The sequence below is a fragment of the Mesorhizobium loti R88b genome (assembly GCF_013170845.1).
GTDB classification, from domain to species: Bacteria; Pseudomonadota; Alphaproteobacteria; order Rhizobiales; family Rhizobiaceae; genus Mesorhizobium; species Mesorhizobium loti_B.
On sequence record NZ_CP033367.1, the window covers coordinates 2,482,164 to 2,495,415 of the forward strand.

Here is a 13,252-nt window from a genome sequence, read left to right on the forward strand (position 1 = left end):
GGGATCTGCTCACTTCTGTGCTTGAACGGCTTGCGCTGGGTTGGCGGACGTGGACGAGGTCTGTGCGGTGTCGATGCCGGCCGGCGGCGGCACTTGTTGAGGCGTGCCCTGATTGATGGTCGCGTCCAGCAGGACGCCGGGCTGGACACCATAGGCGCCGTCGGTCACGGTCTTGTCGCCGGGCTTGATGCCATCACTCACCACGGTCTGGCCGTTGCCGGTCTGCGCCACCTTGATCGGCCGCATCTGTGCCTTGTCATCGTCGCCTGAAACATAGGCAAACAGTCCGTCAGGGCCGTGCTGCACGGCATCCTCGGATATCAGCGTCACGTCCTTTAGCGTGTTGAGCAGCAATCTGACGGTGACCGACTGGCCCGGCCAAAGCGCGTTGTCTTCGTTGGCGAATGTCGCCTTGAGGCTGATCGTGCCGGTCGCCGCGTCGACCTGATTGTTGGTGTAGGAAAGCGTGCCCTTGGACAGGATCGTGTGTCCGTCTTCCGCCATGGCCAGCACAGGTGCCTGACCAGCATCGAGCGCCTTGCCGATGGCTGGAATTTGATCCTGCGCGACCGGAAAGACGACGCTGATCGGCTGCACCTGGTCGATGCTGACAATGCCCCCGGCATCGGCCGGCTGAACCAGATTGCCCTCGTCGACGAGCCGGAAGCCAGCCCTGCCGGTGACTGGCGAAACGATGCGGCAATAGGCGAGGTTGACCTGCGCGGCCTGGACCGCGGCCTGGTCGGCCTGCACCGTACCCTGGTCCTGGCCAACGAGAGCGGCCTGATCGTCCTGCGTCTGTTGGGCGAGCGCCTTCTGCTTGACCAGAACCGCGTCGCGCTCGAGATCAAGCTGCGCTCCCTTCAGTGCGGCCTGATCACGCGCCAACTGCCCGCTCGCCTGGGCGAGCGCGGCTTCATAGGTGCGCGGATCGATCTGGGCGAGCAGGTCGCCCTTGTTGACCATGTGTCCCTGGGTGAAGCCGATCTTGATGAGCTGGCCGGTAACCTGGGCCCGCACGGTGACGGTGTTGAGCGCCTGCACGGTTCCGAGCCCGTCAAGATAGAGGGGGAATTCCCCTTGCCTGGCCGTTGTCAGAGTGACGGGGACACCCTTGGCCTGGACCGGTGGTTTTGCCGCGGCGGCCTGGCTGGAGCCTTGGAGTTCGTTCAGCATCGGTGCCAGATGGCTTCGTTCGATCCACAGGCCGCCGGCAAGCGCCACGATCAACAGGCCGGCTACCGCGCGCCTCGTGCTCTTCGACGTCGGTGAGGGCGGAGCATCGGACATGGCAGATTTCCTGAATCGACGGTGGGATCGGACGTTGTGCTGAAGACCAGATCGCCCCAAATCGACGAATGTTCGACCGTTGTTGCATTGCACAATACTTTGATCGCACAGTGATCAAGGGTTGCCGCCGCAATCCGGGAGCCGTTGTCATAGGGTCACGTGAGGATTGACCGCATTCCTGTCCGCTGGCAGGACTGCCGAGAGCAGCTGCGTGGCGAGCACCACGAGGCCGGTATCGAAAAGCCGGCGCCCCTGAAATTCACCGGAGGCGCCGTGCCATCATTGTCGGCCTCTATCAGCCGTTCGGGTAATAGCCGCCATCGCTGCCGTCGCCGATATAGGTGCCGCCGCCGGAATCGGTTTGCAGTTGCTGATCCAGATTCTCGATCTGGCCAAGCATGCCTTGGTAGTCGCCGCTCGCCGCCGAGCGATGGATGATGTCGGCCTGCATCATCAGATCGTGCTCCTGCTCAGGGGTGATCGCCTTTGCATCCATGGCCTCGACAATCCCCTGCTTCAAGCCTTGCAGCTGATCCAGGACCGCCCTGGACTCGGCCGACATCCCGCCCGGTTCGACCCTGTGGCGGTGCACTGCGTAAGCACTCGACAACGGTACCGCCGCCAGGAGCGATGCGATTGCTATGATCTTCGGTGTGAAACTGCGCATGGTTGCGCCTCCCTTCAACGGGAAAAGCGGTAAGGCTATCGCTTTCCGATCGCGGGCCAATCTGCTTCCGTCGCGTCGCGATGATCCTCTCATCGCCGGCGGTTCGTGGCCCGCACAATCCATATAGGAGCGTTCCGATCCGTTAGACGGCAAGGAACGCAAAGTTGACAGGTCGTGATCGACTGAGAGAGCCGGCACGCTGTGCCTTCCTCATTCTCCTGGCTGCACACCTGGCTGCCAGGGATATCGGGTCCGCGAACGCAACTGCCGGCCCCAGCGACCGAGGCGGTCGACATAGATGTAGATCACCGGCGTCGTGTAGAGGGTCAGGATCTGGCTCAGGATCAGGCCACCGACGATGGCGATGCCGAGCGGCTGGCGCAGTTCGGCGCCTTCGCCAAGGCCGATCGCCAACGGCACGGCGCCGAACAGTGCTGCCATGGTCGTCATCATGATCGGGCGGAAGCGCAGCAGGCACGCCTGGTAGATGGCTTCATGCGCCGGCTTGCCTTCGTTGCGTTCCGCGGCGAGCGCGAAGTCGATCATCATGATGGCATTCTTCTTGACGATGCCGATCAGGAGGATGATGCCGATCAGCGCCATGATCGAGAACTCGATGTTGAACAGGGTCAGCGCCAGCAAGGCGCCGACGCCGGCCGAGGGCAAGGTCGAGAGAATGGTCAGCGGGTGCGCGTAGCTTTCGTAGAGAATGCCGAGCACGACATAGACGGCGATCAGCGCGGCAAGGATCAGCAGCGGCTGATCGGACAGCGAGTCCTGGAAGACGCGCGCCGTGCCCTGGAAACTGCCATGGATGGTAGCCGGCATGCCGATGCGGTCGGCGGCCGCGTTGATGGCCGCGACGCCGTCGCTGAGGGCTACGCCCGGCGCCAGGTTGAACGACAGGGTGGTGGCGACGAACAGGCCCTGGTGGTTGACCGAAAGCGGCGTGCTGCCGGGGCCGTAATGCGCGACGGCCGACAGCGGCACCATCGTCTCTTGTCCGGTGCTGACCGCCGAACCGGTCGAAGCCGCCGTCCTGCCGGTGCTGGTGATGGAATTGTTGGCCTGGTTGCGCGCGGCGTCGGCGGCGACCGACTGAGCCGAGGTGGACTGGCCTGATACAGCGAATGTACCGGCGACCGCATTGCTCGCCTGCGAACCATGCACCGAGCCGCCCGATGTGCTGACATAGACCTTGTTCAGCGCATCCGGGTTCTGCCAGTACTGCGGCGCCACCTCCATGATGACATGATACTGGTTGCGCTGGACATAGATGGTGGACACCTGGCGCTGTCCGAAGGCATCGTAGAGCGTGTTGTCGATCTGGCTGGCAGTTATGCCGAGGCGCGTTGCCGTATCGCGGTCGATGGTGACGTCCGCTTCCAGGCCCTTGTTCTGCTGGTCTGAGTTAACGTCGGTGAGCCTGGGTTCCGTCTGCAGAGCGGCGGCGAGCTTTGGCGCCCATTCCGCCAACTCGTCGAAACTGTCCCCTTGCAAGGTGTACTGGTACTGCGCGTTCGACTGCCGCCCGCCGACGCGGATATCCTGCACAGCCTGCAGGAAGAGCGTGGCGCCCGGCACCACTGCCAGTTCGGGCCGCAGCCTGGCGATGACCTGGTCGGCGGAGATCTTGCGCTCGGCCAACGGCTTCAGCGACACGAACATGAAGCCGGAATTGGTCTGGCCGCCGCCGGTGAAGCCGACCGCGGTGTCGACGGCCGGATCCTTGCTGACGATGCCGGCGAACTGGCTGAGCTTCTGCGACATCGATTGGAAGGAGGTCGCCTGGTCGGCCTGGATCGAGCCGGTCAGCCGTCCGGTATCCTGCTGCGGGAAGAAGCCTTTTGGGATGGTGACATAGAGGTAGCCATTGAGGCAGAGCGTGGCCGCCAGCACCGCCATGACCAGCAGCGGATTGTCGAGTGCCCAGGACAGCGACCGGCGATAGAAGCCCAGCATGCCCTCGAAGATACGCTCGCTGAAGCGGTAGAGCCGGCCGTGTTCACGTTCCCGCTCGGGCCGCAGCAGGATCGAGCACATCATCGGCGTGGTGGTCAGCGATATTGCGAGCGAGACAAGGATCGCCGCCGAGAGCGTTATGGCGAATTCGCGAAACAGCCGGCCGACAATGCCGCCCATCAGCAGGATCGGAATGAAGACGGCGATCAGCGACAGGCTCATCGACAGCACGGTGAAGCCGACTTCCTGGGAGCCCTTGATCGCCGCCTCCATGCGGCCCATGCCGGAAGCGGTGTGGCGAGAGATGTTTTCCAGCACGACGATGGCGTCGTCGACGACGAAGCCGGTGGCCACCGTCATCGCCATCAGCGACAGATTGTCGATGCTGAAGCCCATCAGATACATTGCGCCCAGCGTGCCGATCAGGGAGACCGGCACCGCCACGATCGGCACCAGCGCCGAGCGCACGTCGCGCAGGAAGGCGAAGACGACAAGGATCACCAGGCCGATGGCGATCATCAGGGTCTGCGCGACCTCGCTCAGCGAGGCGCGGATGGTGGTTGAGCGATCGACGGCAAGCGACAGGTCGATGGCCGGCGAGATCGAGGCGCGCAGCGTCGGCAGCAGCGCCTTCACCCGGTCCACCGTCGCGATGATGTTGGCGTTGGGCGAGCGGTTGAGGATGATGAGCACGCCCGGCTTGCCGTTGGCCAGACCGGCATTGCGGATGTTCTCGACGGAATCGTTGACCTGGCCGACATCGGAAAGCCTGACCGGCGCGCCGTTGCGGTAGGCAACGATCAGCGAGCGGTAGGCCTCCGCCTGGTTGGCCTGGTCGTTGGCGTAGATCTGATAACGCTGCTCGCCGACATCGATGGCGCCCTTGGGGCTATGGGCGTTGGCCGAGGCAAGGGCCGCGCGCACATCCTCCAGGCCGATGCCGTAATCATAGAGCACCTGCGGGTTGAGCTCGACGCGCACCGCCGGCAGCGAGCTGCCGCCGACCAATACCTCGCCGATGCCGTCGACCTGCGAGAGTTTCTGCGCCAGAACGGTGCTGGCGGCATCGAAGAGCTGACCCTTGGACAAAGTGTCCGACGTCATCGACAGGATGAGGATCGGGGCGTCGGCGGGATTGACCTTGCGATAGGTCGGATTGGAGCGCAGGCTGGACGGCAGGTCGGCGCGGGCGGCGTTGATCGCCGCCTGGACGTCGCGCGCGGCGCCGTCAATGTCGCGGTCAAGCCCGAACTGCAAGGTGATGCGGGCGCTGCCGACGCTGCTCGACGAGGTCATTTCGTTGACGTCGGCAATTTCGCCGAGATGCCGCTCGAGCGGGCTGGCGACGGTGTTGGCAACCACCTGGGGGCTAGCACCCGGCAGCGAGGCAGACACGGAGATGACGGGGTAGTCGACGGCGGGCAGCGGTGCCACCGGCAATTGCGGAAACGCCACCAGCCCGGCCGCCAGCAGGCCGAAGGTCAGCAGCGTCGTCGCCACCGGCCGCCGGATGAAGGGAACCGACAGGTTCATGGCCTGGCGTCCGCGCCATGTCCGCGAGGAAGATTGGGGCGGTCGGGAAGATCGGGGGTACGTGGCAGGTTGGGCTCGATGCCTCGCAAGCGGGCGGCAAGGCGGTCGAACCAGAGATAGATGACCGGCGTGGTGAATAGTGTCAGCAACTGGCTGAGCAGCAAGCCGCCGACAATGGAGACGCCCAAGGGATGGCGCAGTTCCGAGCCGACGCCGGTGCCCAGCGTCAGCGGCAAGGCACCCAGCATCGCCGCCAGTGTCGTCATCAGGATCGGGCGGAAGCGCAGCAGGCAGGCCTGGTAGATGGCCTCGCGCGGTGTCTTGCCTTCATGGCGCTGCGCGTCGAGCGCGAAGTCGATCATCATGATGGCGTTCTTCTTGACCACGCCGATCAACAGGATGATGCCGATGATCGAGATGATGGTCAGGTCCTGGCCGGCGATCATCAGCGCCAGCAGCGCGCCGATGCCAGCCGAAGGCAGCGTCGACAGGATGGTGATCGGGTGGATGAAGCTCTCATAGAGCACGCCGAGCACGATGTAGACCGTCACCACCGCCGCCAGGATCAGGAACAGCGTGTTGTCGAGCGAAGCCTGGAAGGCGCGCGCCGCACCCTGGAAGCTGGTGATGATGCTGAGCGGCATGCCGATGTCAGCCTGCGCGTGGTCGATCGCGGTGACCGCTTCGCCGAGCGACGCGCCGGGCGCCAGGTTGAACGAGACGGTGGTGGCCGGGAATTGACCCATATGGGTGATCTGCAGCGGTGTGGTGGCGATATGGGTGGTGGCCACCACCGACAGCGGCACCGGCGCGCCGCCCGTCGACGACGGCAGATAGACGGAGGAGAGCGCCTTGAGCGAATCCTGCTCGGACGGGGCGGCCTCGAGAATGACGCGGTACTGGCTTGATGTGGTGTAGATGGTCGAGACCATGCGCTGGCCGAAAGCATCGTAGAGCGCGTTGTCGACGGTCGCCGGTGTGATGCCGAAGCGGGCGGCCTGGTCGCGGTCGATGTCGACGAAGACGGCAAGGCCGCTGTTCGACAGGTCGCTGGCGACATCGGCGAGCTGCGGCAGCGTGTTCAACTTTGCGAGCAGCTTCGGCGTCCATTCTCCCAGTTCGTCGGCATTGGCGTCCTGGAGCACGAATTGATACTGGGTGCGGCTGACCTGGCCGTCGATGGTCAAGTCCTGAATCGGCTGCAGGTAGAGCGTGACGCCCGCTACCGAAGCGGCTTCCTGTTTCAGCCGCGCGATGACCTGCGTGATATCGGCGGTGCGCTGTTCATGCGCCTTGAGGTTGATCAGGATGCGGCCGACATTCATCGTGGTGTTGGTGCCGTCGACGCCGATGAAGGACGACAGGCTGTCGACATCGGGATCCCTGAGGATGATGGCGGCCAACTGCTGCTGGCGGTCGGCCATGGCGGCATAGGAGATCGACTGCGGCGCCTCTGATATGGCCTGGATGACGCCGGTGTCCTGCACCGGGAAGAACCCCTTGGGGATGACCACGTAGAGCGCCGCCGTCAGCACCAGCGTCGCCGCCGCGACTACGAGCATCAGCGTCTGCCGGTCGAGCACCCAGGTCAGCGCCCGGCCGTAACCCCGGATCACCCAGTCGAAGAAGTCGCGGCTGGCGCGCTGCAAGGCGTTCTCGCGCACCGCCGCCATCGGTTTGAGCAGCTTGGCGCAGGCCATCGGCACCAGCGTCAGCGACACCACGGCCGAAATCAGGATGGTGGTGGCCAGCGTGATGGAGAATTCCCGGAACAAGCGGCCGACGACATCGCCCATGAACAAAAGCGGGATCAGCACCGCGATCAGCGACACGGTCAGCGAGATGATGGTGAAGCCGATCTGCTGCGACCCTTTCAGCGCCGCTTCAAGCGGTGTCGCGCCTTCCTCGACATAGCGCGCGACGTTCTCGATGACGACGATGGCGTCATCGACGACGAAGCCGGTGGCGATGGTCAGCGCCATCAGCGACAGATTGTCGAGGCTGAAGCCGAACAGATACATGACGCCAAGCGTGCCGACCAGCGACAGGGGAACCGAGAGGCTCGGGATCAGCGTGGCGCGCGCGCTGCGCAGGAAGACGAAGATGACCAGCACGACCAGGATGATCGACAGCGTCAGCTCATATTCGACGTCGCGCACCGAAGCGCGGATGGTCGTGGTGCGGTCGGTCAGCACCTTGACGTCGACGGCGTTCGGCAGCGAGGCCTGGAGCTGCGGCAGCAGCGCCTTTATGCGGTCGACCACGTCGATCACGTTGGCGCCGGGCTGACGCTGGATGTTGAGGATGATCGCCGGCGTGCTGTTCATCCAGGCCGCCAGCCGGTTGTTCTCGGTGGCGTCGATCACGTCGGCCACATCGCTCAGCCGCACCGGCGCGCCATCCTTATAGGCGACGATCAGCGAACGGTACTCGTCGGCGCTCTTCAACTGGTCGTTGGCGTTGATGGTGTAGGCGCGCGACGGTCCGTCGAAATTGCCCTTTGGCGTGTTGACGTTGGCGCTGCCCAAGGTGGTGCGCAGATCATCGAGGTTGAGACCGTAGGCGGCGAGCTTGCGCGGGTCGGCCTGGACGCGCACCGCGGGGCGCTGGCCACCGCTGAGGCTGACCAGGCCGACGCCCGGCAGCTGCGATATCTTCTGCGCCAGCCTGGTGTCGGCAAGCTGCTGCACGTCGCGCAGCGGCATCGTCGCCGAGGTCAGGCCGAGCGTCAGCACCGGCGCGTCGGCCGGGTTGACCTTGGCGTAGATCGGCGGCGCCGGCAGGTCGGCCGGCAGCAGATTGCCGGCTGCGTTGATGGCGGCCTGCACCTCCTGTTCGGCGACATCAAGCGAGATCGCCAAGCTGAACTGCAGCGTGATGACCGAGGACCCGGCCGAACTCACAGAGTTCATCTGGTTGAGGTTGGCGATCTGGCCGAGCTGGACCTCCAAGGGCGCTGTGACCGAGGACGTCATGACGTCCGGGCTGGCGCCGGGATAGAAGGTCTGCACCTGGATGGTGGGATAGTCGACCTCAGGCAGGGCCGAGACGGGCAGATAGCGGTAGGCCAGCAGGCCAGACAGCATGATGGCGACCATGAACAGCGATGTCGCCACCGGCCGCAGGATGAAGGCTCGCGACGGGCTCATTGCTGCTGCCCGGACTCCGCTTGACCCGAATTTGGCTGCCCCGAGTCCGGCTGTCCCGAGTCCGAATGTCGATGCTTGTGGCCCTTGCCCTTGTGTCTGCCTGAGCTGTCCGGATTTGGCGCATCCGCTGCTGGCTGGTCGGGTGGGGATTGAGCGCCAGGTTGGGCTTGAGCTGGCGGGGTTGTCGCTGCCGCTGCGGGTGTTGATGGCTGAGAGGGTGCCTGTGGCGAGGACTGCGCCGGGCTCGGCGCCTGGCCGTCCTGCTGAAGGTTGATATGGGCGCCGTCGCGCAGTTTGTCGGCGCCGTCGACGACGACACGGTCGCCGGGGTTCAGGCCGGCGAGGATCTCGACACGCTCGCCATTGGTGACGCCCAGCGTGATCTTGCGCACGGAAACGGTGCTGTCTGGGTTGACCAGGTAGACGAAGGTGCCGGGCAGGCCGCGCTGGATCGCGGCGATCGGGACGATCGCCACGTCCTTGTGCTCGTCGACCAGCAGCGCGACGTTGACGAACTGGTTGGGGTAGAGGACGCGTGTGTCATTGGCGAAGCTGGCGCGTAGTTTGATCGTGCCGGTGCTCGGGTCGATCTGACTGTCGAAGGTCTCGAGCTGGCCGTCGGCAAGCTTCTTGACGCCGGCGCGGTCGAAGGCAGAGGTGGGCAGCGTGGCGCCCTGCTGCATGCGTTGCGCGATGGCCGGCAATTCGTCCTCGGGCACGGTGAACAGCACACTGATCGGCTGCACCTGGGTAATGATGACGATGCCATTGGCGTCGCCCGGCGTCACATAATTGCCCTCGTCGACCTGACGCAGGCCGGCGCGTCCGTCGACCGGCGCCAGGATGCGGCAATAGTCGAGATTGAGAGTGGCGGTCTGTATCATCGCCTGGTCGACCTGAACGGAGCCCTGGTCCTGCGCGACAAGGGCGACCTGCGCGTCGAGGGTCTGCGGCGTTGCCGCCCCCTGGGCGACCAGCTTCTGGTCGCGGACGAGGTCGAGCCCGGCATCCTTGAGCATGGCCTGGTCACGCACCAGCTGACCCTGGGCCTGGGCGAGCGCCGCCTGGAACGGGCGGGGATCGATCTCAGCCAGCAGGTCGCCCTTCTTTACGTCCTGGCCTTCCTTGAAATTCACCTGGATGAGCGGGCCGGTGACCTGCGACTTGACGGTGACGGTGGAGAGCGACGTGACCGTGCCGAGAGCGTTGAGGGTGACGTCTATCGTGCCCTTTTCGATGGCGGCGGCACCGATCGTCGTCGGCTGCCCGCCGCGCCTGCCGCCGGGCTGTCTGGCCTCGACATGCGGACGCTGATAGAGATAGGCGCCGGTCGCGGCGACAACGGCAATGAAGATCAGCCACGGGATCCAGCCACGCGAACGGCGTGGCGTGACGGTCGTCTGCAGGGGCATTTCCAGTTGCTGGTCCATGGCGGCATCTTTCACCCCCCAGCGCAACCAATATGACCGAACCCTGACGAAGTCGAATTAACAGTTGGACAGGTTTGGCGCGGCCCTGCGGACCGGTAATCCAAAGTCTTTAGCCACAAATACGCTAAGCGCCGCCGAGCCCAACAGGCGGCCTCGACGGCTGCACGCCTCGCACACCACCGACTTCGAATGGCAGAACGAAACCGGCCCGCTTCGCGGGCCGGTCGCCATGGATGTAAACCAGATCAGGTTCAGCCGCAGACGCGAACGTCTTCGACCACCTTGTGATGATGGCGCCAATGCACGACTGTCTCCATATGGCAGCGGTGATGGCGATGGTGGCGGCGATACTCGCCATCGTTGTTGTTATCATATTGCACGTTCTGGTCGTCGCCATACTGTTCGTCGTTGTTATGCCGGTGATGGCGGCGAACGACGATCTGGCCGTTATCGTCCGGTGAATACTGGTTGCCGTCGGATTGAATAATCACGCTTGCGGCTTGCGTCGGCGCAATGACTGCGGCTGTGGCGGCCAATGCCACCATGGAAGCCAAGAATAACTTCTTCATGTTTCGTCCTCCTGCGGTTCAATGCGTATCAACTCGCAGACAGAATTAGCGTTCCAAAATGAATCCCGAGTTTTTCAAGGCCATGCACGACAGACCGGGCCTATAGACGAACGAAGGCCGTCAGCGGCAGATGGTCGGAGGCAACGCGCGAGAGCGGCGTATCATGCGCTTCCACCGCCGCGATCATTCCGTGCCGATTGGTCATGATCCGGTCGAGCGCCAGCAGCGGCAGGTTCGAGGGGAAGGTGGGGACCGCCGGCGGCTGCGGCCCGAACGTCGCGTGCAGCGTGTTGAGCGCGGAGCGGTTGCCGAGCCGCCATTCGTTGAGGTCGCCAAGCAGCAGCGTCGGCTTTTCATCGGCGCTGCTCATGATGTCGAGCACGACACGGGCCTGCTGGGAGCGCGAGTGGCGCAGCAGGCCGAGATGGGCGGCGATGATGCGCAATGTCCGGTTTCCGTCGAGGTCGATCTCGGCCACCACCGCGCCGCGCGGTTCCAGGCCCGGAAGCCTGATCTGATGCACGTCACGCACGACGCCCTTCTTGAACAGCAGGACATTGCCGTGCCAGCCATGGCCCTTGCCGGTGGCTGAAATCGGCACCGGCACCAGGCCGGTTTCCCGTTCGAGGCGCGGCAGATCGAGAAGCCCGTCGCGGTCGCCGAAACGGTTGTCCGCCTCCTGCAGGGCGATGACGTCGGGGTCGATTTCGCGGATGACGCGGCTGGTCCGCTCCGGGTCGAACTTGCGATCGACGCCGATGCATTTGTGGACGTTGTAGGAAGCGACCAGCGTGCCGGTGGTGGCGGTCGCCTTGTGCGCGTCGGCGTTTGCCTTCTGCATCCGCCTGTCGCGAATGGACAAAAGCATGCTTGCCGAGAGGCTGCGTCCGTTCATCCGCACCGTGTGCCTGCCATGCCTGCTCTCACTATGCACCTCAAATAGAGTCTTTGCGCCTATGTTCCATGACCTGCATCAAACTATCCGGCAAATACGTCTCTTTGTTAAAGGTTAAAGATAGGGCGATCCCAGCCAAAGCACCCGGTCGAACAGCCTGACAAGGAAGGGCCGGGCGCGCAGGGTTTCGAGTGTCACCGGTATGGCTGAGGTCATAGCCGATCCGATCCGCGCCTCGATCTCTTTGGCAAAGCCGGCGTCGAGGACCTCCAGGTCGATCTCGAAATTCAGCCGCAGCGAGCGGGCATCAAGATTGGACGAACCGACATAGGCCCACACGCCGTCGATCGACAGCAGTTTCGAATGATCGAACGGCCCCTCGGCGCGCCAGACGCGGCAATAGTGCTTCAGCACCTGATCGAATTGCGCCGTCATCGCCCGGTCGACAAGGAAAAGGTTGTTCACCGCTGGCACGACGATGTCGATCTCGACACCGCGGCGTGCAGCGGTGATCAGCGCGCTGATCAGCTCCCGGTCCGGCAGGAAATAGGGCGACATCAGGCGGATCGATTTGCGGGCGACGGAGAAGGCGCCGATCAGCAGCTTGTGGTTGGTCTCGTTGCTGGCATCGGGACCGGACGCAACAGCCCGCACCAGCATCGGCACGCCGGGCGAGGGCGACAAAGGTGCGATGCGCCAGGCATCGCCCTTCAGCGCCTCCTTGGTGGCGAAGCGCCAGTCTTCCGCGGCGATCGAGAACAGGTCGGCGACAACCGGCCCGGTCACCTTGAAATGCGTGTCCCTGGCGCTGTTCGAGCCGGCGAACTCGGCGGAAAAGCCCTTGCGGATGTTCATGCCGCCGGTGAAGGCGACGGCGCCGTCGACCACCACGATCTTCCGGTGCGTCCTCAGATTGGCATAGGGCAGGCGCAGGCCCATGACGATGTTGCCGTTGAAGACATCGGCGGGAATGTTGGCGCGGCGCAGATGCCCCAGAATGCTGGGGACGGAATAGCGGGCGCCGACGGCATCGATCAGAACGCGGACGGTGACGCCGCGCTGGACAGCGCCGGCCAGCGCTTCGACGAAAAGCAGGCCGACGGCGTCATTGTCGAAAATATAGGTCTCGAGCAGGACGCTGCGCTCGGCGCCATCGATCGCCGCGCACATGGCGGCATAGGCCTCGTCGCCGGTCTCCAGCACATCAATGGCATTGCCCGGATTGAGCGTGCGCCGAGCCACCCTGTCGCCCAGTGTCCGCAGACCGGTGAACCGCTGGCCGTAGCGCTCGACAATCAAGGCTTCCTCGGCGGCGATGTCGCGCTCGTGCTTGGCCGACACCGCATCGCCGGCAAGCGGGCGCTGTGCGGTGATGGTGGCACGGCGGATGCGGTTGATGCCGGCAACGGCGTAAATCAGCACGCCAAGGATCGGCGACAGCAGCATGATGCCGACCCAGCCGGTGGCCGCGCGGACATCCTCCTTGGTCATGACGGCATGGGCAATACCAATGGTCGCCATCACCACCGAGATGATCGCCAGGATATGGGGCCAGTGAGTCGCAATAGTTTCGAACATTGCCGGGACTATCCAGCGAGCGACTGCGGAAGGCAATGCAGCCGCGTCTTCGGCGGACGGCGGTCAGCGCTTGGGCTGAAGGTCCCTATTCCAGGCAGGCTGAAATTTCTCTGCGATCCCACCTGGAAAGCCAACATGACCCGAGGGAAAGCATAGAGCCGGCGTGGTCCGGCATCGTC

General features: G+C 64.3%; 8 protein-coding genes. All 8 read right to left on the minus strand.

Features of this window, described 5'->3' with window-relative positions:
- Positions 1-9 precede the first annotated feature (9 nt).
- Entirely contained in the window at positions 10-1,290 is a 1,281-nt protein-coding gene (locus EB235_RS11970) for an efflux RND transporter periplasmic adaptor subunit (protein WP_051429666.1), read from the minus strand.
- Between the two features lie 295 nt (positions 1,291-1,585).
- Entirely contained in the window at positions 1,586-1,957 is a 372-nt protein-coding gene (locus EB235_RS11975; protein ID WP_027030773.1) for a hypothetical protein, read from the minus strand.
- Between the two features lie 210 nt (positions 1,958-2,167).
- A complete protein-coding gene (locus tag EB235_RS11980; RefSeq protein ID WP_027030772.1) occupies positions 2,168-5,452 on the minus strand; it encodes an efflux RND transporter permease subunit in 3,285 nt (1,094 codons plus the stop codon).
- Positions 5,449-8,601, minus strand: coding sequence for an MdtB/MuxB family multidrug efflux RND transporter permease subunit (locus tag EB235_RS11985; RefSeq protein WP_027030771.1), 3,153 nt, complete (start codon positions 8,599-8,601; stop codon positions 5,449-5,451). Before EB235_RS11985 ends, EB235_RS11980 begins: the two co-directional genes overlap by 4 nt.
- Positions 8,598-10,031, minus strand: a complete 1,434-nt coding sequence (locus tag EB235_RS11990; RefSeq protein WP_027030770.1) for an MdtA/MuxA family multidrug efflux RND transporter periplasmic adaptor subunit — start codon at positions 10,029-10,031, stop codon at positions 8,598-8,600. Before EB235_RS11990 ends, EB235_RS11985 begins: the two co-directional genes overlap by 4 nt.
- 251 nt (positions 10,032-10,282) lie before the next feature.
- Positions 10,283-10,600: a hypothetical protein gene (locus EB235_RS11995; protein ID WP_027030769.1), complete on the minus strand. Its 318-nt coding sequence runs from the start codon at positions 10,598-10,600 to the stop codon at positions 10,283-10,285.
- Positions 10,601-10,700: 100 nt separating this feature from the next.
- Entirely contained in the window at positions 10,701-11,441 is a 741-nt protein-coding gene (locus tag EB235_RS12000; protein ID WP_032926455.1) for an endonuclease/exonuclease/phosphatase family protein, read from the minus strand.
- Positions 11,442-11,609: 168 nt separating this feature from the next.
- Positions 11,610-13,073 carry a phospholipase D-like domain-containing protein gene (locus tag EB235_RS12005; protein ID WP_027030767.1) on the minus strand — a complete coding sequence of 488 codons (1,464 nt, stop codon included), beginning with the start codon at positions 13,071-13,073 and terminating at the stop codon, positions 11,610-11,612.
- Positions 13,074-13,252 lie beyond the last annotated feature (179 nt).